Origin of the sequence: Achromobacter sp. SD115, assembly GCF_017355315.1 — a bacterium.
GTDB lineage: Bacteria > Pseudomonadota > Gammaproteobacteria > Burkholderiales > Burkholderiaceae_B > Achromobacter > Achromobacter xylosoxidans_B.
Map to the genome: position 1 here is coordinate 37,228 of NZ_JADIJM010000013.1, position 21,927 is coordinate 59,154.

Consider the following 21,927-nt stretch of genomic DNA (forward strand, 5'->3'; position numbering starts at 1 on the left):
CGGAGTTACTGGAGGACCAGGCCGATGCGCTTGATCACGGCGCCCCAGCGCACGCTGTCCTGCTGGACGATCTGCGCGAATTCCTTGGGGCCCGCGCCGCTGACTTCATTGCCCTGCGACACGATGCTCTGGGTGACCTCGGGCGTGTCCAGCGCTTCGCGGAACACCTGGGCCACGCGCTCGGCCAATGCCGGCGGCATGTCGCCAGGGCCGAAGATGCCCTGCCAGCCGACGATGTCCAGCCCGGGTATGCCTTGCTCCTTCAGGGTGGGCAGGTCCGGCAGCACGCTCAGGCGGCGGTCGGTGGCCGGCCCCAGCAGCTTGACCTTGCCGGCGCGCGCGTTCTCCACGGCAGTGGCCGTGCCGTCGAAGTAGACCTGGACCTCGCCCGCCAGCAGCGCGCGGCTGGCGTCGGCGGTGCCCTTGTAGGGTACGTGCACGATGTCGATACCGGTCTGCTGCTTCAGGATCTCGCCGTTCAGATGCGAGGTAGACCCCGGGCTGTAGGAAGCGAAATTCAACTTGCCTGGATTGGCCCGGGCGTAGTCGATCATCTGCGCGGTGGTCGAGAACGGCGCGTCCTTGTTGGCGACCAGCACGGTGGCCGAGCGCACCACCTGGATGACCGGAGTGAAGTCCTTCACCGGGTCGTAGGGCAGTTTCTTGTAGAGGTGCGGATTCTGCGTGTGGGTGACGACGATGGTGTAGAGCAGGGTGTAGCCGTCGGGGTTGGCGCGGGCCACTTCCTGCGCGCCTATCATGGTGCCGGCGCCGGGCTTGTTGTCGACGATGACCGGCGCGCCGGTGCGTTGCGTGACCTTCATCGCCAGCATCCGCGCCAGCGCATCCGACCCGGATCCGGCCGGAAACGGCACCACCAGGCGGATGGGCTTGCCGCCGCCGGGCCAGGGCGGCGCCTGGGTGACGGGGGCGGCAGCCGCCGAAAGACAGGCCAGGGCGCCCAGCATCGCAGCCCCGCCGCTACCCAACAGCTTCAAAAACGACTTGCGGTTCATGTTGTCTCCTCCTGGGGGTAGGCAATGTCTTGCATTGCTCTGGAATGAGGTTCACCACAGGGCGGCCGGTGCTGCATTTTCTCCGTCGCGGCAAGTCGTTTGTAGTCTTGCGTTTGCGCGCAATCAAATGCATATTTAGCCCAATATTGATGAGAAAAATACATGAGCCTCACAATACGGTCGCTCCAGCACTACGCCGTGCTCGCCGAGGAAAAGCACTACTCCCGCGCGGCGCAGCGGCTGCATCTGACGCAGTCCGCGCTGACGCGCAGCATCCAGTCGCTGGAAGACTCGCTGGGGCTGGTGCTGGTGGACCGGGCGTCCACGGGCGTGACGCCGACGCAGGCCGGCCGCATGGTGCTGGAGCGCGCGCAGCGCATCCTGGGAGAAACCCGCGACCTGCGGCGCGAAGCCGACCTGATACGGGGCCACGACACGGGCCGCGTGAGCCTGGGCGTGGGGGCGTTTCCGGCGGCGGGATTCCTGTCGCCGTTGCTGGTGCGCATCGCGCGCGAACATCCCGGCCTGAGCGTGCACGTCGAGATCGAAAGCTGGCAGCGCCTGCTGGACAAGCTGCAGCAGGACAAGCTGGATCTGGCCGTGGCGGTGACGCACAGCCTGCCGCCGCCCGGCGATTTCACCGTGCGGCCCTTGCCGCCGCAGCACGGCGGCCTGTTCACCCGCGCTGGACATCCGCTGCAGGGTCTGGGCAAACCGCGCCTGCGCGCCGCGCTGGCGCTGTATCGACTGGCCGCCACCGACCTGCCGCTGCGGGCGCGCGAGTACCTGGCCCGGCTGTACCAGGTGGCGCGGCCGGAAGACCTGCCCATCGCCTTCGAATGCGACAGCGTCGCCACGCTGCGCGACGTGGCATTGGGCAGTGACGTGGTGCTGTTCTGCACGCGCGAGGCCATCGCGGCCGAACTGGCGCAGGGCGTCCTGGAACCGCTGCCGCTGGCCTATCCCGCGGCGGGGCCGCTGACCTACAGCGTCATTCATCGCGCGCGCCGCACGCTTTCCCCAACCGCGGAGCGGGTCATAGAGCTGGTGCAGGACCTGCTGTCGGGCGCCACAGCGCCGCAAGCCTCCGCCGCGAGGAAGCGCTCGGCCCGGCGCTAGCATCCTGTCCAGCGGCAACGGCCGCGGCGGACAGGACCCACGGAGCCGCTTTCACATCCGCTCGCCCGGCAGCGCGCTGGCCTGCTTCACCCAGTCCATGAACTGCTCCTCGTCCAGCTCGTCGTCCTCGCGGATATCGAGATAGCGGGTGTCCTGGCTCTTGGACGGTCCCGGCGGCACGGGCCGCAGCGCAGCTCCACGAAAGAACGCGACCTTCACGTACTTGGTAAAGCAGTGAACGCTCAGGAACCAGCCTTGGCCTTCCACGCCATACAGCGGCGAGTTCCACTTCACCGCCTTGTGCGCGCCGGGCGCGGCGCGCTCGATCAGTGTGTCCAGGCGGCGCCCGAGGTCGCTCTTCCAGCCCGGCATGGCAGCGATGTACGCCTGCACCGGCGCGTCGCCCTCGCCCTTGGCGATCTGCGGATTGCCGCCGGACAACAGGACAGGCTGCGAGCTGGTTTTCTTGACGGCTTTCGTTGCTTTGGCGGGGGGCTTTTCTGCCATGTATGGTCTCCTTCGATGGTGGGGTTGCGGTGGACCCGCAACTGGGCGAAATCCGGCCGCATGATCTGCTTGACCTCAAGTCGACTTGAAGTGCAAGACTGGCTGCTTTCTGGCGCGGACCGGACGGGAACCCTTCCTGGCCGCGGGCCATGACGAGCATTCAGGGAGTGCAAGCCTATGTGGGATGAACGCTACGCCGTTGACGAGTACGTGTATGGGACCGAGCCAAACGCCTTTCTGGCGGAGCACGCGGGCCTGCTTTCCGGGCCGGTGCTCAGCGTGGCCGAAGGGGAAGGACGCAACGCCGTTTTCCTGGCCTCGCTCGGCCTGGACGTGCTTGGCGTGGACGGTTCCGCCGTCGGGCTCGCCAAGGCGCGCAGGTTGGCGGCCGCGAAGGGGGTGTCGATCCGCACCGAAACCGCGGATTTTGCCGGATATGAACCGCCGCCAGAATCCTTCGGCGCCGTCGTGTCGATCTTCGCCCACATGCCTAGCGACTTGCGCAAGAGAGTGCACCGCCTGGCCGAACTTTCGCTCAAGCCGGGCGGCATCCTCCTGCTAGAGGCATACCGGAAGGCGCAGCTGGGCCGCGGCACGGGCGGCCCTCCGGACGCGGACATGCTCATGGCGCTCGCGGACCTGGAGCAGGACTTCCCGAATTGCCAGGTGCTGCTTGCGCGCGAGATCGAGCGCGATGTGGTCGAGGGCATATTCCACACGGGGCCGGCATGCGTGGTGCAGTTCATCGCAAGAAAGAAGTGAAGCTGCGCAGGCCCGGTTCGCTGCGGGCTGACGCTCACTCGGGAATCTCCGGTTCGACCAGTCGCATCAGTTGCGCCAGAGACTCCTGCCAGCCCAGGTAGCACATCTCCGGCGGGATCGCGGCCGGTATGCCTTCCTGCACGATGTTTACCTCCGTGCCGCAGGCGACCTGGCGCAGGGTGACGGTGGTCTGCATGCGGCCGGGCAGGTTCGGATCGTCGAACTGGTCGGAGTAGCGGATCTTCTGGCCCGGCACCAGCTCCAGGTATTCGCCGCCGAAGTTGTGGCTGTGGCCGGTGCCGAAATTGCGGAACGACATCTTGTGCATGCCGCCGACCTTGGCGTCCAACTGGTGGACCAGGCAGGTGTAGCCGTAAGGGGGAAGCCAGCGCGCGATCGCGTCGGGTTCCAGGAAGGCCCGATAGATGCGCTCGGCCGGCGCGCGCATGACGCGATGCAGGGTTACGGTTCCGGTAGTCATGGTAAGTCCGCCTTTGAAAAAGTTGTGCGTACTGACACGACGTACGAGTTGACTGGAAATCGACACCCGGAATCCTGGGGGAAACCCTCAAAAAGCACATCTGGTCACGATTTGGACCGGCGCGATGCGACCCTTATTCAATGGGTTCCCGCATGACCAGCACCGCGATCGTATGGTTCTTCCAGAACACCTGGTGTATGCGGGGCGCCAGCACGCGCAGGTCTTCGGGGCCGGTGCCGTCGAACGTCACCAGGACGGCGGGCCGCTCCCCCTCGCTCGGAACGCGCTGGATGCGGTCGAAGGACGGAAAGCCGTACTTCATGAGAAAGCTCCGGATGTCTTCGTCGGAGGTGCTTTCTTCCACGTGGTTGATCAGCAGGGCAGCCAAGATCGTTCTCCTTGGGTGTTGACGGGCGGGAGAGGGCAGCGCGTCGCTCAGTATTTGGCGGGAACCATCCGCAAGGGATGCCCCGGATCGCGGTAGCCGCCGGCTTTCTGCCGCTTGGGCAGCTTCACCTTGGGCCGCGGCATGCGCTTGTACGGGATGTGGGCGAGCAGGTGGCTGATGATGTTCAGGCGCACCTTTTTCTTGTCGTCCGACTGCGCGACGAACCAGGGCGATACGCTGGTGTCGGTGGCCGCGAACATGTCGTCGCGCGCGCGCGAGTAGTCGTACCAGCGGCTGTACGAATCGAGGTCCATCCTGGTCAGCTTCCAGATCTTGCGCTCATCCGTGATGCGGGCCTGCAGCCGGCGGGTCTGTTCTTCTTCGCTGACTTCCAGCCAGTACTTGAGCAGGATGATGCCCGAGCCGACGATGGCCCGTTCGACCAGCGGCACGCCTTTCAGGAAGATCTTGACGTCGTCCTTGGTGCAGAAGCCCATCACCCGTTCGACGCCGGCGCGGTTGTACCAGCTGCGGTCGAAGATCACGACCTCGCCCGCCGCCGGCAGGTAGGGCAGGTAGCGCTGCATGTACATCTGGGTTTTTTCGCGGTCCGAGGGGGCGGGCAGGGCGATCACGCGGAAGACGCGCGGACTGACGCGTTCGGTGATCGCCTTGATCGTTCCGCCCTTGCCCGCGCCGTCGCGTCCTTCGAAAAGAATGCAGACCTTGGCGCCGGTCTGGCTGACCCATTCCTGGAGCTTGACCAGTTCCACGTGCAGCCTGGCCAGCTCCTCTGCGTATTTCTTACCCGAGAGCTTGGCTTGCGCCGGCTGCTTGTCCTCTGCTGCTGCCTTCTTCTGAGCGGTCATGATGGCACTCCAGAATATGCTGCGGGGAAACGGGCGGAACGTTCTTTTTGACTGTAGCGCCAACTGGCCGCGCTTGTATACGAGCCTCCGGAGGCAGTGCTTTTTACCTAGAGGCGATCCTCTGGCGGGAAGCCGAAAAGGCCAATAGAATCAATTGGCAAAGTACTGATCGTTCAACCGATGGCATCTCGCCGAGGCGAAAAGGCATCCTTCGATTTTGACGGTCCGGCGCTTGCGCAACCGGCAGTAAGGGCCGGACCGCTGCGGCGCGGACCCAGGCGGCCACGCCGCGCCCTGCCGGGACCGGGCGGCGTCGTGGACCATGGCGGTTAGGCTCTAGACGGACCTGATACCCGATGTCGCCGCTGACTTGTTCGAATCGGCTGCTGCTGATCGGCATTCTGTGCCTGGGCGGCTGCATGCGTGTCGGGCCCGACTTCGAGCCCCCGCGCACCAGCTGGGCCGCGGACTGGAACACGCCCGCGCTGCAGCAGGCCAGTCTCCAGCAGCTGCAGCCCGATGCCCGGCAGTGGTGGCAGGTCTTCGGCGATCCGGTCCTCGAATACCTGATCGCGCAGGCCGACGCGAACAACGCCGGCCTGCGCATCGCGGGTCTGCGGATCATGGAAGCCCGCGCGCAACTCGGCATCGCCCAGAGCGGCCGCTACCCGCAATCGCAGGTGGTCGGGGCCAACGCCCTGTATCAGCACCGGTCATCGCGCTCGGCCGAAGGAAATCCGCGTCCCAGCAGCTTCTGGCAATACAGCGCCGGCTTCGACATAGGCTGGGAACTGGATTTCTGGGGCCGGTTCAGCCGCGCCATCGAGTCGGCCGACGCCCTGTACTTCGAGGCCCAGGCCAATCGCGACGACGTGCTGGTGCTGCTGCACGCCCAGGTGGCCGAAAGCTACTACGCGCTGCGCACCGCCGAGGCGCGGCTGCGGATCGCCCGCGACAACGCCGGCATCCAGAAGCGCAGCTACGAGATCACGCAAAAACTGTTCCGCAGCGGCGAGACCGATGAGCTGGATTTGCAGCAGGCCAGGACGCAGTACCTGAGCACCCTGGGCACCATCCCCGAATTCGAAAGCCAGATCTTGCGGACCCGTAACGCCCTGGCGGTCCTGGTCGGCCGCCCGCCCGGCCCCATGCCGGAACTGGATGACAAGACGGCGGTCGTGCCGCTGATCGGCCGGGCGGTGTTGCAGGACGTGCCCGCCAACCTGCTGCTGCGCCGTCCCGACATCCGCGCCGCGGAACTGCGCATCGCCGCGCAGTCGGCGCAAGTGGGCGTGGCCGCGGCGGATCTCTATCCTTCGTTGACCCTGCTGGGCAGCATTGCCTGGTCCGCCACGTCGCTGGCCGGCACGGCGGGCGGCATGGCGCTGCTGGCAGGTCCCGCCCTCAGCTGGAACGTGTTCGACCATGGCCGTCTGCAGAACAATGTGCGCGTTCAAGACGCGCGGCTGCAGCAACTGATCGTGGCCTACCAGGATGACGTCCGGCAGGCGGCGCGCGAGGCCGACGACGCGGCCAGCGGCCTGATCAAGGCCCTGGAGCGCGACGGCATCCTGCAGCAGTCGGCGCAGGCCGCGGGGCGCTCGCTCACCCTGGCCAACGCGCTCTACCGCGAGGGCTATACCGATTTCCAGCGCGTGCTGGACGCGCAGCAGGCGCTGGCGGTCCAGCAGGACGCCTACGTCGTGAACCGGGGCGGCGCGGTAAGCGACCTCATCGCCCTGTACAAGGCGCTGGGCGGGGGCTGGTACAGCGCGGAGCCGGTGCTCGACCCGGCGACCCGCGAACAGATGCGGCAGCGCACCGATTGGGGCGATCTGCTGTCCGAACCGGCGCCTGCCCCGGCCGCCGCCGTGTCCGCGCAAAAGGTGCGACCCGATGAGTGACTCGCCATCCCAGCCCACCGCCGCACCTGCGCCGGACCCTGCGAAAAAGGGCGTTCGATGGGTCGTCCTGTTCATTGTCCTGAGCCTGGCCTGGTACCTGCTGGCCGACCGCTACACCCCGTACACCCAGCAGGCGCGGGTGCAGGCTTTTGTCGTGCCGGTGGCGTCGGAGGTTTCCGGGCGCGTGACCCGGGTGCACGTGCGCAACAACCAGGACGTTGACGCCGGCGCGGTGCTGTTCGACGTCGACCCCGAGCACTACCGCATTGCCGTCGACCGCGCCCGCGCCGACCTGGAATCCACGCGCAGGCAGATCGGCGCCAGCACCGCGGGCATCGATTCGGCGCAAGCCTCCTTGCGCGCCGCGCAGGCCAACGAACTGAAGGCGCGCCAGGACAGCACCCGGCTCGAACGCCTGTATCGCGAGGATCAGGGCACCGTTTCGCTGCGGCGGCTGGAAATCGCGCGGGCGAATTTGGCGCAAGCCATCAGCCAGGTCGCCGCGGCGCGCGCCGAAGTACAGCGCGCGCGCGAACAGGAAGGCGGCAGCGAGGAAGACAACGCCAAGCTGCGCAGCGCCGCGGCCGCCCTGGAAAAGGCCGAGCTGGACCTGGCCAATACGCAGGTGCGGGCGCGTTCGGCGGGGCTGATCACCGACCTGCGCACCGATGCCGGACAGTTCGCCGCCGCCGGCAGTCCGGTCATGACGCTGATCGCCATCCACGACGTCTGGATCAGCGCGGAAATGACGGAGAACAACCTGGGCCATGTGGAGCCCGGCACGCCGGTGGCGATCATCCTTGACGCGCTGCCCGGGCAGTTATTCAAGGGCCGCGTGCGCAGCGTCGGCTATGGCGTCAACGTGGGGCCGGGTACGCCGCCAGGCAGCCTGCCCACGGTGCAGAACAGCCGCGACTGGCTGCGGCCCGCGCAGCGCTTTCCCGTCATCGTGGAGTTCGATCTCGGCGACCTGCCGGCCCTGAGCGGCGTGCGCGTGGGCGGACAGGCCGAGGTCATGGCGTTTCCCAGTTCCGGCAATCCGCTCAATCTGCTGGGCCGCGCCTACATGCGGCTGATGAGCTGGCTCTCCTATGCGTACTGACCTCGATCCTCGCGGACAACGCGCCTTGCGTGTGGGCGCGGGCACCGCCTTCTGCACGGCCGTCAGCTTCGGCCTGGACCTGCCCATTCCCATGGTCGCGCCGGTGCTGGGCGTGCTGCTGCTGGCTTCGATGAACCGGCCCCTGTCGTTCAAGAGCGGGCTGGGCCTGATGCTGATGGCGCTGCTCACCACCGCCATCGGCCTGCTGCTGAGCCCCTTGCTACGCTACTACCCCTTGAGCGGCGTGCTGCTCATCGCCTTGTGCCTCTATTACGCCTTCCTCTATGGCTTGCGCGGCGGCAACAACCTGCTGTCGACTTTCCTCATCATCGGCCTGACCATGATTTCCGCCGCCGGCACGGTCGACTTCGCGTTGGCCGCCCTGGTGATCGAGGCGCTCGGCAAAGGCCTGTTGGTCGCCGTCCTGGCGCTGGGCGCCTGCCACCTGCTGTTCCCCGAGCCGTCGGCCGCGCCCGCGCCGCCCGTGGCTCCGATCCTGCCGCCGGACGAGGCCAGCCGCAAGGCCCTGCGCGCCTCGCTCGTGGTGATGCCGGCCTTCCTGCTGGCCTTGACCGACCCGCTGGGCTACATGCCCATCATCTTGAAGTCGGTCAGCCTGGGGCGGCAAAGCTGCGTCACGGCGGCGCAGGGTGCGGCGCGCGAACTGCTGGGCTCGACCCTGCTGGGCGGCGCGTTGGCGGTCGCCTTCTGGTGCGCCCTGAGCCTGTTCGTGAACCTGTGGATGTTCTTTCTCTGGATGCTGCTGTTCGGTCTCGTGGCCGCGCGTAAGCTCTATCGGCTGAGTCCGACCCCGCATCCGCCCAGCTTCTGGCTGAACACGCTGGTGACGCTGATCATCCTGCTGGGCCAGTCGGTGCAGGACAGCGCCGCGGGCAAGGACGTCTACACCGCGTTCGCGGTGCGCATGGGCCTGTTCATCGGCGTCACGCTCTACGCCTGCCTGATGCTGCGTCTGCTCGAACCCCGGACCCGCTCGCCAGGCGGCCAGGCGCCTGTACAGAATCCTTCAACCGCAGTCCCTCAAGACGTTTGAACCAGGAGGCAGCCATGTCATTGCCAGACGAACCGGCCCAACCCGCGCCCGCGGCGGGATGGCGCTTCAAATGCGGGATAGGACTGTTCATCATCGCCTTTTCCCTGTGGTTTCTGATCCCGGTGGCGGGTTACATGGACGTGCCGGGTTCGCGCATCGCGGCGCTCACCGGCACCGTGTTCATCGCCAACAAGGTGCTGTTGCTGAGCTGTATTGCCGTCATGGGCAAGGAGGGATTCCAGCGTCTGAAGTCCATCGTGTTCGGCCACGCCAAGAAACTCGCTCCCGTGCAGAAGGTCGGCCGCGTGCGCCATGCCATCGGCTTGGTCATGTTCTTCCTGCCCATCCTGACCTCGGTGCTGGAACCCTACATCGACGAGATGTGGCCGGGCTTGCGGCCCAATCTGTGGCAGGCCCAACTGGCCGGAGACCTCATGCTGATCGCCAGCTTCTTCGTGCTGGGGGGGGATTTCTGGAGCAAGCTGCGGGCGTTGTTCGTGCGCACGGTGTAGCGGCCACGGCTTGAGCATGCGCGCCGGCATTTTCATAGGAAAATGCCGGCTTGCGTTTCAACGCGCAATCTCAGCCATCAACCAGGACCCGCCATGCCGCAACTCGATATCTATCAGGTAGACGCTTTCACCGCCGCTCCCTTCGGCGGCAACCCCGCCGCGGTGGTGCCGCTGCAGGCTTGGCTGCCGGATGAAACGCTGCAGCGCATCGCCGAAGAAAACAATCTGTCGGAAACCGCCTACTTCGTGCGCAAGGGCGATGTCTACGAACTGCGCTGGTTCACCCCCGCGGTGGAGGTGGACTTGTGCGGCCACGCCACGCTGGCGTCGGCCTGGGTGCTGTTCGAGCAACTGGGCGCAACCGAGGATGTGCTGCGCTTCGCCACGCGCAGCGGCGAATTGCAGGTGCGCCGCGCCGGCGACCGGCTGGCGATGGATTTCCCGACCAAGCGGCCCGAAGCGCAGGAAATTCCGGCGGGCTTGCTGCAGGCCCTGGGCCTGCCGGACGCGCAGGCGTTCTACAAGACGGACGACTATCTGGTGGTGATCGATGACGAAACCTTGATAGATGCCTTGAAGCCGGACTTCGCCGCGCTGGCGGCCTTCGACACGCGCGGCGTGGCGGTGACGGCGCCGTCGGCGCAATTCGATTTCGTGTCGCGCTGGTTCGGGCCGCGCGTGGGCGTGAACGAGGATCCGGTGACCGGATCGGCGCATACCTCGCTGGCGCCGTACTGGGCCCAGCGGCTGGGCCAGCGCAGCCTCAGCGCGCAGCAGGGCGGGGCGCGCAAGGGTCAGTTGCATTGCGAGGTACTGGATAACGGCCGCGTGATCATCAGCGGCCAGGCGGCGCTGTATATGCGCGGCTTGATCTTTATCTGAGCGGGGCCGGGCCGCTGCCAGGGCGCGCAGCGGCGCTGAAAAAAGAGATTGACACTATTTATGCTCAATACTAGCATAAATAGTGCTCTTTTTTTGATCAATAAATGCTCAAATTGAGCATAAAAATTCCGCGAGGAGACAAGCCCATGGATACCCCCAACCGCCGGTACGTCGAATTCGATCTGCCTGCCACGCCCAGCTGCCCCAGCGCCGTCGGCCAGGCCTGGGCGCGCGTGCCCGAACCCTTGCCGGCCGCCGGGCGCGCAGCCTGCGTGGCGCGCATACGCGAACTGCTGGCGCGGGAACGCGCTGTCCTGGTGGCCCACTATTACGTCGATGCGGAACTGCAGGAACTGGCCGAACAGACCGGCGGCTGCGTCGGCGATTCGCTGGAGATGGCGCGCTTCGGACGCGATCACGAGGCCGGCACGCTGGTGGTGGCTGGCGTTCGCTTCATGGGCGAGACGGCCAAGATCCTGAGCCCGGACAAGCGCATCCTGATGCCGGACCTGGATGCCACGTGCTCGCTGGATCTGGGCTGTCCCGCCGCCGATTTCGCCGCCTGGTGCGATGCCCATCCGGACCGGACGGTGGTGGTCTACGCCAACACCAGCGCCGAAGTGAAGGCGCGCGCGGACTGGGTCGTCACCTCGTCCATCGCGCTGGACGTGATCGCCGACCTGCATGCGCGCGGCGAGAAAATCCTGTGGGCGCCGGACCGGCATCTGGGCGACTATGTGCAGCGCCAGACCGGCGCCGACATGCTGCTGTGGCAGGGGTCGTGCCTGGTGCACGACGAGTTCAAGGGCGTCGAACTGGAGCTGCTGCGCGCCGAACATCCGCAGGCCAAGGTGCTGGCGCATCCGGAGTCGCCCGCGGCGGTGCTGGCGCAGGCGGACGTGGTGGGCTCGACCACCCAGCTGATCGAGGCCGCGCGCAAGTTCGACACCGGCCTGCTGATCGTGGCGACCGACCAGGGCATCCTGCACAAGATGCGGGCGCTGGCGCCCGGCAAGACTTTCCTGGCCGCGCCCACGGCGGGCAACAGCGCCAGCTGCAAGAGCTGCGCGCAATGTCCCTGGATGGCCATGAATGCCTTGACCAATCTGGCCGAGACGCTGGAGCACGGCCGCAACGAAATCAGGTTGGATCCGGTGCTGGGCTTGCGCGCCAAGGCGCCGATCGACCGCATGCTGGACTTCGCGGAACGGCGCAAGCGCCGCGTGCAGGCCAGCGGCGACCTGGCGCAAGACACGCCGCTGTACGCCAGCGTCGGGCCGGCATAAGGACTACGGGAGGTCCGCTCATGGAATTCGACGTCATCATCATCGGCAGCGGGCTGGCGGGCATGGCCGTCGCGCTGGAACTGGCTCCGCGGCGGCGGGTCGCGCTGATATCCAAGGGTGAATTGCGCGACAGCGCCAGCAACCGGGCCCAGGGCGGCATTGCCGCGCCGCTGGCGGCGGACGACAGCGTGGAGGCGCACGTGCGCGACACCCTGATCGCGGGCGCCGGCCTGTGCGATCTGCCGGCTACGCAGAGCATCATTTCCCGCGCATGCGGCGCGATCGCGTGGCTGCAAGAGCAGGGCGTGGCGTTCACGGCGGAGCTGGATGGACTGCACTTGACGCGCGAAGGGGGCCACGGCCTGCGCCGCATCGCACACGCGGCGGATGCGACCGGTAGCGCCATCATCGCGGCGCTTGAGGGCAGGGCGCGGCGGCAGCCCGGCATCACGCTGCTGGAAGCGCATTGCGCCGTGGACCTGATCCTGGACGGCGCTGCGGGCGCCGCAGGAGCGCGCTGCCAGGGCGTGCGATTGCTGGACCTGCGCAGCGGACGGATTTTCGACGCCGCCGCCAGCCACGTGGTGCTGGCCAGCGGCGGCGCGGGGCAGGCGTACCAGACGACGACCGCGCCGGCCGCGGCCACCGGCGACGGCATCGCCATGGCCTGGCGCGCGGGCTGCCGCGTCGCCAACATGGAATTCACGCAGTTCCATCCCACCGGCCTGCATCACCCGCAGGCGGGCGGCTTCCTGATTTCCGAGGCCGTGCGCGGCGAGGGCGGCGTGCTGCGCCTGCCGGATGGCGCCCGCTTCATGCCGGCGCACGACCCGCGCGCCGAACTGGCGCCGCGCGACATCGTCGCCCGCGCCATCCAGAGCGAGATCGAACGCCATGGGCTGGAATGCGTGCACCTCGATATCAGCCACCAGCCGCCGGCGTTCCTGCGGGAACACTTTCCCACCATCCATGCGCGCTGCCTGGCGCTGGGCCTGGACATCACGAAAGACCCCATTCCAGTCGCGCCCTCCGCGCATTACACCTGCGGCGGCATCGTCGCGGACATGGCGGGGCGCAGCGATCTGCCGGGCCTGTATGCGGTAGGCGAGGCGGCCTGCACCGGATTGCATGGTGCCAACCGTCTGGCCAGCAACTCGCTGCTGGAGTGCGTGGTCACGGGCAGGGCTGCGGCGCAAGACATTCTGGGGCAGGCCCCGTTGTCAAAGGCGGGCCGCGCGCGGCCCGCCGACGAAAGGACCAGTCCGGCGTCCGCGGATCTGGCGACGCTGCGGCGCGACTTGCGCCAGCTGATGAGCCGGGACGTGGGTGTGCTGCGCAGCGACGCATCGCTCACGCGCGCGGCCGCCTTCATTGGACCGTTGCGCGTGGAGATGGAGGCGCGGCTGTTGCGTGAGGGCGTGAGTCTGGAGTTGCTGGAGCTGCGCAACCTGGCCCTGGTTGCCGATCTGATCGTGCGTGCGGCCAGCGCGCGCGATGAAAGCCGGGGCGCGCATTTCAACAGCGACAGGCCGATCCGCGCCGAAACACAGGCGCTTGCGCCATACGCAATACCGTAGAATACCGTCGGCGGGACTCAGGCATCATCGGATCAAGGGTCTTGGGCGAACTGGATGCGCGGCACGCAATGCACGCGGCGGTATGGTGAAACAGGTGAAGCAAGCAGAGATGTCCTCCAAGACGGCCAAGACCAAGCAAAAGGACAAGGCCGCGCGCCCCGAACCGGCCGCCAGCCAGACGTTGCTGCGCGGCCTGGACATCATCGAATCGGTGGCCGCGGGCGTCAGCGATCTGGGAGATATCGCGCAGCACACCGGCATGACCTACAGCACGGTGCATCGCATGGTTCTGGCGCTGGCGCGGCGCAATTATCTGAAGCGCGATCCGCAGCGCGGCTACATGCTGGGCAGAAAATTGCTGGAGCTAGGGTTCCACGCGTATTCGGAAGTGGAGTTGACGCAGATTGCGCGCCCCATCCTGCAAGGTCTCGCGGACCAGACATCCGATACCGTGCACCTGGCCACCATGGATCATGGGCTGGTCATCTATCTGGACAAGATTGCCAGCCGCCGCGCGATCGAGATCAGTTCGCGCATCGGCGGCAGCAAGCCGCTGATCTCCACCGGGGTAGGCAAGGCCTTGCTGCTCGACGCCGGCGAGCAGGAGTGGGAAGCCATCTACGAAAGTCAGCGCCATCTGCTGCGCCTGCCTGTATCGAAAGCCGCATGGCTGAAGCTGATGCGCAACTACGCGCAGGCCGGCTACGCCTATGACACGGGCGAGGACGAACCGTCCATCCGCTGCGTGGCGGCGCCCATCCGCGACGGCCGCCGCAAGACGGTCGCGGCCGTCAGCGTTTCCAGCACCCTGGAATACATGGATGAAAAGCGCATGGCCGCGCTGGTGCCGGTGGTATGCGAAGCGGCGCGCAGGATCAGCGCGGAACTTGGCAGCAGCCAGGGCTGAGCAGCAGGCGCCGCTTCAGGCGCCTGCCGGCAAGATCGGGCCAGGGGAACGGTCTAGGCCAGGATCTTGCCAGGGTTCATGATGCCTAGCGGGTCCAAAGCCTGCTTGAGCCCGCGGACCAGCGCCAGCTCCGCCTCGCTGCGGCTGTAGTGCAGCCAGGGCCGCTTGTGCAGCCCGATGCCGTGTTCGGCCGAGACCGAGCCCTCCAGGCTGCGCACGATGCCGTAGAACGCGGCTTCGATCTGCTTTTCCGTGCGATGCCCGTCAGCCGGCAAGGGGCCGACCACGATATGCACATTGCCGTCGCCCACATGCCCGAAATAGATCGCCTGCACCGAGGGGAAGTCCCGGGACAGCGCCTCTCTCATGCGCCCGACGCATTCCTCGATGCGCGAAATGGGCGCGGATACGTCGAAGTTGATGGTGGGCGCATAGGTCTTCAGCATCTCCGAGATGGAGTCGCGCAATGCCCAGAACGCCTCGGCATCGGCGTGCGATTGCGCGACTGCCGCATCGGCGATCCAGCCTTCGGCGAGCGCATGCTCCAGCACGGCTTCGAACCTGGCCGCGTCTTCCTCGGGGGCTGCCGCCTGCAGGTCCAGCAACACGTATAGCGGGTGGACGGCGGGCAGCGGCGCGGCGATGCCGCCGGCGGTGGTGGCCGCCTGGTAGTAGTCCTGCCACATCACCTCGAATGCGCTGACCTGTCCGGACAGGCGTTGCTGCGCATGCCGCAGCAGCTTGATGGCCGACCCGAAGTCGGGCGCGGCCACCAGCGCCGTGTTGGCGCCTGATACGCCCGGATGCAGGCGCAACACGGCCTGCGTGACGATACCCAGCGTGCCTTCGGTGCCGATGAACAAGTGCTTCAGATCGGGGCCGGCGTTGTTCTTGACCATCTTGTTCATCATGGAAAGCACGGTGCCGTCGGCCAGCACGGCCTCCAGGCCCAGCACCAGGTCGCGCGCCATGCCGTAGCGTATGACCCGGTTGCCGCCGGCGTTGGTGGAGATGTTGCCGCCGATCTGGCACGAGCCGCGCGCGCCCAGGTCCAGGGCAAAGAAGAATCCGGCTGCCTGGGCGGCCTCCTGGATGGTCTGCAGCGGCGTCCCGGCCAGCACGGTCATGGTGGCCGAGGCGGCATCGATTTCCACGACGCCGGACATGCGCTCCAACGAAACCAGCACGCAGCGCTCCACCGGCACGGCGCCGCCCGCCAGGCCGGTCAGGCCTCCTTGCGGCACTACCGGGCAACGCGCGGCGTGGCACAAGGCGAGCAGACGGGCGACTTCGCCCGTGCTGCGCGGACGCGCCAACGCCAGCGGGGTTCCGCCTTGTTCATCGCTCCAGTCATGCAGGTGCTTGCGGTCGATGTCGGCGCCCGTCAGCACCTCGCCGATGCCAGGTTCGCGCCGCAGCGCGGCCAGCACTTGCTCCGGGCTCCATGGAACCGATGCCGCTTCGGGCGCCGCAATCTTCATGTGCATCACTCCTTTTGACGTGTCTTTCACGTTCATGCCGTTTTTATAATCTCTCATATGTTGAGAGATGTTCTCAGGGTTTGAAAAAATTTTAGCATCAATCTAGAATGCGCCGACGGCACATACAACCGGCCCTGCGGCGTCCTTCCGAGCGCCATGGGCCAGGAAACCGCCGCGCGTCAGCGCAGTTGAATCCGCTGATTTTCCGCAGAAGAAAGGTCTGTTTCCCACGGGAGCAGCGCATTGTTGGAGACAAAGAAATGATGATGGGTATCACTAGAAAGCTGTTCCGGTCCGCGGCGATGGCGGCAGGGTTGGGCGTGTTCGCCGCCGGCTACGCAGGCTATGCCGCCGCTGCGGAAAAGATCGTGCTCAAGGCGGGCCATGCCGCGTCCACCAGCAACACCGGGCACCTGGCTCTGGAACATCTGGCCAAGGAACTCGCGGCCAAGACCGATGGCCGCATCACGATGGAGATCTTCCCGAACTCCCAGCTGGGCAGCGAGCGCGAACTGGTGGAGAGCATCCAGTTGGGCAATGTGGACATGACCTTCGTGTCGTCCGCCGTCCTGGGCAATTTCAATAAGGAATTCTTCGCGCTGGACATCCCCTTTCTGTTCAAGGACCGGGCCAGCGTTTATCGCGTGCTGGACGGCGAGATCGGGCAAGGGCTGCTCGGCAGCCTGGACAAGGTGGGGATCAAGGGCCTGGCGTACTGGGAGAACGGTTTTCGCCAGCTGACCAATAGCAAGAAGGTCATTAAGTCGCCCGCGGACCTGGCCGGCATGAAGATGCGCACCATGGAAAACGAAGTGCACATCGCCGCATGGAAGGCCGAAGGCGCCAACCCCGCGCCGCTGGCCTTCGGCGAGCTCTTCACCGCGCTCCAGCAGGGTACCTTCGACGCGCAGGAAGGCCCGATCAATCTGTTTTACGACATGAAGTTCGACGAGGTGCAGAAGTACATCACCAAGACCAATCATGTCTATTCGCCCTGGCCCCTGCTGATCAATCCGGACGTATACGGCCGCTTCAGCGATGCCGACAGGAAGATCCTCGAACAGGCGGTCAAGGACACCACCGCCTACCAGCGCGATCTGGCGCAGAAGGCCGACGAGAAGGCTGAAGCCGCGATGACGACGGTCACCTTCACCGCCTTGACTCCCGAGGAACTGTCGGCGTTCTCCGGCAAGATGGGGCCGATCCAGGAGATGGTGAAGAAGAAGGTGGGCGGCACCATCGTCGACAGGATCGTGGCTGAAGTGAACAAGGCGGGTAGCTGAGCGCCCGCGGCGCCTAGGCCGCCTCATCCTTGCGCGCGCCGCGCCGCTGGCGGGCGCGCGTGTTCAAGCCGGCAACCGCAAACGCGGTGGCGCGGCCGGGTTGCTGCCCGCCGCAAGCCGGCCTTCTCCGGAACTACGACACCATGTGGAAATTTCTAGACAAGCATCTGGAAGAGATGCTGACCGTGCTCCTGTTGTCGGCCATGTCGCTGCTGATCTGCGCGCAGGTCTTCATGCGCTACGTCATGGACAGCTCGCTCGCCTGGTCGGAAGAGCTGGCTCGCTATTGCTTCATCTGGGCCACTTACCTGGGCGTGAGCTACGCCGTCAAGCGCAATGCGCATATCTGCGTTGAAGCGGTGATCTCCCGCTTTCCGGGTCGCTTGAAGGCCTGCTTCGTCGTCCTGTCGCACCTGCTGTTCATCGTGTTCGCCGTGCTGGTGGTGAAGGAAGGCTACGCGCTGACGCTGAAGATCTTCAAGTTCGGGCAAACCTCGTCGTCGCTGGGATTGCCCATGGGGGTGATCTATCTGGCGCCCACCGTCGGTTTCGGACTGGTCATCCTGCGCCTGATCCAGAGCATTTTTCTCGAGCTGGGCGCGTTGCGCCAAGGGAGCCGGGCATGATCTCGCTATTGCTGTTCGGCAGTTTCCTGGCGCTTCTGATACTCAGCGTTCCCATCGCCATCTCCCTGGGCCTGGCCTCCGCGGTCGCGCTGCTTTACAGCGGCAAGGTCAGCAGCAGCTACATTGCGCAGGGCTTGGTCACCTCCATCGATTCCTTTCCCCTCATGGCGGTGCCGTTCTTCATCCTGGCCGGCGATCTGATGGGGCAGGGCGGACTGTCGCGGCGCCTGCTCAATGTGGGCAACGTGCTGTTCGGCCGCTATACAGGCGGGCTGGCCATCATCGCCATCGTCACCTGCATGTTCTTCGCCGCGATTTCCGGTTCGGGGCCCGCCACGGTCGCGGCCATCGGCGGCATCATGCTGCCCGCCATGGCTCAGCAGGGCTACGACAAGGGCTATTCCGTCGGCCTGATCGCCGCCGCGGGCAGCATCGGCATCATCATTCCGCCCAGCATCCCGATGATCATCTATGCGGTGTCGGCCAATGTGTCGATCACCAAGATGTTCCTGGCCGGCATCATCCCCGGCCTGCTGATAGGCGTGGGCCTGATGATCGTCGCGTACTTCAGCGCGCGCAAGCATGGCTACCGCGGCGTGGACCGCCGCTACAGCGGCCGTGAAATCGCGGCGGCGGTGTGGGATGCCAAGTGGGCGCTGCTGGCGCCGGTCATTATTCTGGGCGGCATCTACGGCGGCGTGTTCACGCCCACGGAAGCGGCTGCGGTCGGCGTGCTCTACGGCTTCGTCGTCGGCGCCTTCGTGCACAAGGAGCTGACGTTCAAGGGGCTGTACCAGGTGATCGCCGGGTCCGCGCTGACCTCGGCCACCGTGATCGTGATCGTCGGCACGGCCACGATCTTCGGGCGAGTGCTGGCGATCGAGCGGATTCCGTTCCTGATCGCCGACTACATCGTGCACCTGACGGACAACCCCATCGTCATCCTGCTGCTGATCAACGCGCTGCTGCTGTTTGTTGGCATGTTCATGGAGACGATAGCGGCCATCATCATCCTCACGCCCATCCTGCTGCCGGTGGTCATGGCGGTCGGCGTGGATCCGGTGCATTTCGGCATCGTGATCATCGTCAACCTGGCGATCGGCATGGTGACGCCGCCGGTGGGCGTGAATCTGTTCGTCGGCGCCCGCATCGGCGGCATTCCGTTGGAGAAAGCCGCGGCCGGCTCTCTTGCCTTCATCGCGGCCATGATCGTCACCTTGCTGGCGATCACATATGTGCCCGCGCTCTCGCTGGCGCCGTTGAGCCTGATGGGCAACTAGCGGGTCCGCGTTCTTTTTTTCTATCAAACCAGGAGTAAAGCATGTCAGGAAAACTGCGGGTCGCGATCATCGGCTCGGGCAATATCGGCACCGACCTGCTGGCCAAGCTGAAGCGCAGCGCGGTGCTGGAACCGGTCTGGATGGTGGGCATCGATCCGGAATCGGACGGGTTGCAGCGCGCGCGGGACATGGGCCTTGAGGTCACCGCCGACGGCGTGGACGGCTTGCTTCCCCACGTGGCAGAGGCCGGCATCCGTTTCGCCTTCGACGCCACCAGCGCCTACGTCCACAAAGAGAACTCGGACAAGCTCACCGCGCTGGGCGTCAAGGTGATCGATCTCACGCCGGCCGCCATCGGCCCCTACTGCGTGCCGCCGGTAAACCTCAAGGATCTGGCGGGCCGGCAGGAGAACAACGTCAACATGGTGACCTGCGGCGGCCAGGCGACCATTCCCATGGTGTATGCGGTGTCGCGCGTGCAGCCGGTGGCGTATGGCGAAATCGTGGCCACCGTGTCCTCGCGCTCCGCGGGGCCGGGCACGCGCAAGAACATCGATGAGTTCACCCGCACCACGGCCGGCGCGGTGGAGCGCATCGGCGGAGCCAAGCGGGGCAAGGCCATCATCATCCTCAATCCGGCGGAACCGCCGATGATCATGCGCGATACGGTCCATTGCTTGACCGAGAGCGAGCCGGACCAGGCGCGCATCACCGAGTCCGTGCACGCCATGATCGCCGAAGTGCAGAAGTACGTGCCGGGCTATCGCCTGGTCAACGGACCGGTGTTCGACGGCAACCGGGTGTCGGTCTACCTGGAGGTCGAGGGCCTGGGCGACTACCTGCCCAAGTATTCGGGGAATCTCGACATCATGACCGCGGCGGCCGTGCGCAGCGCCGAAATGTTCGCCGAGCAGATGCTGGCGTCCGCCGCCCAGGCAGCAAACTAGGAGATGAAGACCATGGAATTGAAAGGCAAGAAAGTCGTACTGCACGACATGACGCTGCGCGACGGCATGCATCCCAAGCGCCACCAGATCACGCTGGAACAGATGGTCTCGATTGCGCGCGGCCTGGACGATGCAGGCGTGCCGCTGCTGGAAGTCACCCACGGCGACGGTCTTGGGGGCGCATCGGTCAACTATGGCTTCCCTTTGCACTCAGACGAGGAGTACCTGTCGGCCGTGGTTCCGGTCATGAAACAGGCCAAGGTGTCGGCCTTGCTGTTGCCGGGCATCGGCACGGTCGAGGACCTGCGGCGCGCGCATGCGCTGGGCGTGCACACCCTCCGGGTGGCCACGCACTGCACCGAGGCGGACACGGCCGAGCAGCATATCGCCGAGGCGCGCAAGCTGGGCATGGACACGGTGGGCTTCCTGATGATGAGCCACATGAACAGTCCGGAAGGGCTGGTGCGGCAGGCCAAGCTGATGGAAGGCTACGGCGCCAATTGCATCTACATCACGGATTCGGCCGGGCATTTGTTGCCCCATACCGTCAAGTCCCGCCTGGAAGCCGTGCGCGGCGCGCTGCGGCCGGAGACGGAACTGGGGTTCCACGGCCATCATAATCTGGCCATGGGCGTGGCCAACAGCATCGCGGCCATCGAGGCCGGCGCGGTGCGCATCGATGCGGCCGCGGCCGGGCTGGGCGCGGGAGCGGGCAACACGCCGCTGGAAGTGCTGGTGTCGGTGCTGGACCTGATGGGCGCCGAGACGGGCGTCGACGTGTTCAAGATCCAGGATGTGGCGGAAGACCTGGTGGTCCCCATCATGGATTTCCCGATCCGCATCGACCGCGACGCGCTGACGCTGGGTTATGCCGGGGTGTATGGCTCGTTCCTGCTCTTTGCCAAGCGCGCGGAACAGAAGTACGGCGTTCCGGCGCGCGAGATCCTGGTCGAGATGGGGCGCCGCGGCATGATAGGCGGCCAGGAAGACATGATCGAGGATACGGCCCTGTCCCTGCTGCGGCAAAAGCGGGCGACCGCCGCCAGCGCCGCCTGAGGCGGGCTGCCGGCCGGCGTCGCGTTCACGGTACGCCGGTCAGCAGATGCTGTGCCGCGCCGGTCGCCGCCCGTCTGAAGCGCGACGGCGACACGCCCATGTGTTCGCGGAAAAAGCGGGAGAAATTGCCGGGCGTGGAGAAGCCCAGGTCCAGCGCCACCGAAGTCAGGGGCTGTTCCTGGTGCACCAGCAGGCGCACGGCTTCCTCCACGCGCACCGCGCTCCAGAAGACCTGCGGCGTGGTGTTGAGCTGGTCGCGGAACAGCGCGAAGAAGTGACCGCGCGACAAGCCCACCCGGCTGGCGACTTCTTCCGCCGTTAGCGGCTCATGGGCGTGCTCGCGCATGTAGGCGATTGCAGCGCGCAGCCTGCGGTCCAGCGCCGGCGCGGCGGGCATGAGACTGCGTGGGCGTTCCGGTCCGGTGGACGATTCGATCGCCGCTTGCAGCAGGGCCTCGACCTCCGCATCCAGGTCGGCGCCGGGGTGTTCGTGCGGCGCGACGATCTTGTCCAGCAGCCGCCAACAGCCCTGGCGCACGGCCGCGTCTATCGGGACGCCGGGCGCTTCGAAGTGGAACGGCCGGCCGGTGGCGGCGCGCCGTTCATCCAGCCAGGGCTTGGCGATATAGAGGACCAGGAAGATGGCCGGGCCGGATCGTTCCAGCAGCCTGGCATCGTGCGACTCGTAGGTGTTGGTGCCGAGCGCCAGGTGCTCGCTGTAGGGGACCGGCGTCTGGCCGACATGCCCCAGCACGCGCGCGCCGCCCAGCCAGAGGGCCAGCTGCACTTCCGCATGCGCGTGCGCGATCAGGTCGTCGCGCAGTTCCAGCACGACGGCGCGGCCGAACGCACCCTCATGCAAGGCGTAGGTCTCCTGCATCTCTGTCT

22 protein-coding genes are annotated in these 21,927 nt (G+C 66.3%); 15 read left to right on the top strand and 7 right to left on the bottom strand.

Annotated elements, in window-relative coordinates; all coding sequences use genetic code 11:
* Window positions 1–5 precede the first annotated feature (5 nt).
* Window positions 6–1,016 carry a tripartite tricarboxylate transporter substrate binding protein gene (locus tag IPU70_RS18745; protein WP_207469293.1) on the bottom strand — a complete coding sequence of 337 codons (1,011 nt, stop codon included), beginning with the start codon at window positions 1,014–1,016 and terminating at the stop codon, window positions 6–8.
* Window positions 1,017–1,178: 162 nt separating this feature from the next.
* Between IPU70_RS18745 and IPU70_RS18750 the strand changes: the two genes are divergently transcribed.
* The gene (locus IPU70_RS18750; RefSeq protein ID WP_207469295.1) at window positions 1,179–2,135 is read left to right on the top strand and encodes a LysR family transcriptional regulator; all 957 of its coding nucleotides are present in this window, start codon (window positions 1,179–1,181) and stop codon (window positions 2,133–2,135) included.
* Between the two features lie 51 nt (window positions 2,136–2,186).
* Here IPU70_RS18750 and IPU70_RS18755 read toward each other — a convergent pair whose 3' ends face one another.
* Window positions 2,187–2,642, bottom strand: coding sequence for a DUF1801 domain-containing protein (locus tag IPU70_RS18755; RefSeq protein ID WP_207469296.1), 456 nt, complete (start codon window positions 2,640–2,642; stop codon window positions 2,187–2,189).
* 177 nt (window positions 2,643–2,819) lie between these two features.
* Here IPU70_RS18755 and IPU70_RS18760 point away from each other — a divergent pair, with 177 nt between their 5' ends.
* Window positions 2,820–3,404: a cyclopropane-fatty-acyl-phospholipid synthase family protein gene (locus IPU70_RS18760; RefSeq protein WP_207469297.1), complete on the top strand. Its 585-nt coding sequence runs from the start codon at window positions 2,820–2,822 to the stop codon at window positions 3,402–3,404.
* Window positions 3,405–3,438: 34 nt separating this feature from the next.
* Here IPU70_RS18760 and IPU70_RS18765 read toward each other — a convergent pair whose 3' ends face one another.
* The 3 genes from IPU70_RS18765 to ppk2 all read right to left on the bottom strand — a co-directional run bounded on the left by IPU70_RS18765 (window position 3,439) and on the right by ppk2 (window position 5,142).
* Window positions 3,439–3,885, bottom strand: a complete 447-nt coding sequence (locus tag IPU70_RS18765) for an SRPBCC family protein (protein WP_207469298.1) — start codon at window positions 3,883–3,885, stop codon at window positions 3,439–3,441.
* Between the two features lie 133 nt (window positions 3,886–4,018).
* Window positions 4,019–4,273 (bottom strand): hypothetical protein, encoded by a 255-nt coding sequence (locus IPU70_RS18770; protein ID WP_013394949.1) that lies wholly within the window; start codon window positions 4,271–4,273, stop codon window positions 4,019–4,021.
* A gap of 47 nt (window positions 4,274–4,320) precedes the next feature.
* Window positions 4,321–5,142: a polyphosphate kinase 2 gene (gene ppk2, locus IPU70_RS18775; protein WP_207469299.1), complete on the bottom strand. Its 822-nt coding sequence runs from the start codon at window positions 5,140–5,142 to the stop codon at window positions 4,321–4,323.
* Between the two features lie 356 nt (window positions 5,143–5,498).
* Here ppk2 and IPU70_RS18780 point away from each other — a divergent pair, with 356 nt between their 5' ends.
* The 8 genes from IPU70_RS18780 (at window position 5,499) to IPU70_RS18815 (ending at window position 14,366) form a co-directional block, all read left to right on the top strand.
* The gene (locus tag IPU70_RS18780; protein ID WP_207469300.1) at window positions 5,499–7,046 is read left to right on the top strand and encodes an efflux transporter outer membrane subunit; all 1,548 of its coding nucleotides are present in this window, start codon (window positions 5,499–5,501) and stop codon (window positions 7,044–7,046) included.
* The gene (locus IPU70_RS18785) at window positions 7,039–8,148 is read left to right on the top strand and encodes an HlyD family secretion protein (protein WP_207469302.1); all 1,110 of its coding nucleotides are present in this window, start codon (window positions 7,039–7,041) and stop codon (window positions 8,146–8,148) included. Before IPU70_RS18780 ends, IPU70_RS18785 begins: the two co-directional genes overlap by 8 nt.
* Window positions 8,138–9,202 carry a DUF2955 domain-containing protein gene (locus IPU70_RS18790; RefSeq protein ID WP_207469304.1) on the top strand — a complete coding sequence of 355 codons (1,065 nt, stop codon included), beginning with the start codon at window positions 8,138–8,140 and terminating at the stop codon, window positions 9,200–9,202. Before IPU70_RS18785 ends, IPU70_RS18790 begins: the two co-directional genes overlap by 11 nt.
* 14 nt (window positions 9,203–9,216) lie before the next feature.
* Window positions 9,217–9,714: a transporter suffix domain-containing protein gene (locus tag IPU70_RS18795; RefSeq protein ID WP_207469305.1), complete on the top strand. Its 498-nt coding sequence runs from the start codon at window positions 9,217–9,219 to the stop codon at window positions 9,712–9,714.
* Window positions 9,715–9,807: 93 nt separating this feature from the next.
* On the top strand, window positions 9,808–10,596 hold the full coding sequence (locus IPU70_RS18800; RefSeq protein ID WP_207469306.1) for a PhzF family phenazine biosynthesis protein: 789 nt from the start codon (window positions 9,808–9,810) through the stop codon (window positions 10,594–10,596).
* 146 nt (window positions 10,597–10,742) lie between these two features.
* Window positions 10,743–11,882 (top strand): quinolinate synthase NadA, encoded by a 1,140-nt coding sequence (nadA, locus tag IPU70_RS18805; RefSeq protein ID WP_207469307.1) that lies wholly within the window; start codon window positions 10,743–10,745, stop codon window positions 11,880–11,882.
* A 20-nt stretch (window positions 11,883–11,902) separates the two neighbouring features.
* Window positions 11,903–13,459 (top strand): L-aspartate oxidase, encoded by a 1,557-nt coding sequence (gene nadB, locus IPU70_RS18810; RefSeq protein WP_207469308.1) that lies wholly within the window; start codon window positions 11,903–11,905, stop codon window positions 13,457–13,459.
* A 109-nt stretch (window positions 13,460–13,568) separates the two neighbouring features.
* Window positions 13,569–14,366 carry an IclR family transcriptional regulator gene (locus IPU70_RS18815; RefSeq protein WP_242702583.1) on the top strand — a complete coding sequence of 266 codons (798 nt, stop codon included), beginning with the start codon at window positions 13,569–13,571 and terminating at the stop codon, window positions 14,364–14,366.
* A 53-nt stretch (window positions 14,367–14,419) separates the two neighbouring features.
* Here the strand turns inward: IPU70_RS18815 and IPU70_RS18820 are convergent, their stop codons facing one another.
* Window positions 14,420–15,847 (bottom strand): FAD-binding oxidoreductase, encoded by a 1,428-nt coding sequence (locus IPU70_RS18820; RefSeq protein ID WP_242702584.1) that lies wholly within the window; start codon window positions 15,845–15,847, stop codon window positions 14,420–14,422.
* 260 nt (window positions 15,848–16,107) lie between these two features.
* Here IPU70_RS18820 and IPU70_RS18825 point away from each other — a divergent pair, with 260 nt between their 5' ends.
* From IPU70_RS18825 to dmpG, 5 genes are all read left to right on the top strand, one after another.
* Complete coding sequence (locus IPU70_RS18825; protein ID WP_207469311.1) at window positions 16,108–17,130, top strand: TRAP transporter substrate-binding protein; 1,023 nt, start codon at window positions 16,108–16,110, stop codon at window positions 17,128–17,130.
* A gap of 143 nt (window positions 17,131–17,273) precedes the next feature.
* Window positions 17,274–17,756, top strand: coding sequence for a TRAP transporter small permease (locus IPU70_RS18830; protein WP_207469312.1), 483 nt, complete (start codon window positions 17,274–17,276; stop codon window positions 17,754–17,756).
* Window positions 17,753–19,036, top strand: coding sequence for a TRAP transporter large permease (locus IPU70_RS18835; RefSeq protein ID WP_207469314.1), 1,284 nt, complete (start codon window positions 17,753–17,755; stop codon window positions 19,034–19,036). The genes IPU70_RS18830 and IPU70_RS18835 overlap by 4 nt, the downstream gene beginning before the upstream one ends.
* Window positions 19,037–19,077: 41 nt before the next feature.
* Window positions 19,078–19,983, top strand: coding sequence for an acetaldehyde dehydrogenase (acetylating) (locus tag IPU70_RS18840; RefSeq protein ID WP_207469316.1), 906 nt, complete (start codon window positions 19,078–19,080; stop codon window positions 19,981–19,983).
* Window positions 19,984–19,995: 12 nt separating this feature from the next.
* The gene (gene dmpG / locus IPU70_RS18845) at window positions 19,996–21,039 is read left to right on the top strand and encodes a 4-hydroxy-2-oxovalerate aldolase (protein WP_207469318.1); all 1,044 of its coding nucleotides are present in this window, start codon (window positions 19,996–19,998) and stop codon (window positions 21,037–21,039) included.
* 25 nt (window positions 21,040–21,064) lie between these two features.
* Here the strand turns inward: dmpG and IPU70_RS18850 are convergent, their stop codons facing one another.
* Window positions 21,065–21,919, bottom strand: a complete 855-nt coding sequence (locus tag IPU70_RS18850; protein ID WP_207469319.1) for a helix-turn-helix domain-containing protein — start codon at window positions 21,917–21,919, stop codon at window positions 21,065–21,067.
* Window positions 21,920–21,927: the final 8 nt, after the last annotated feature.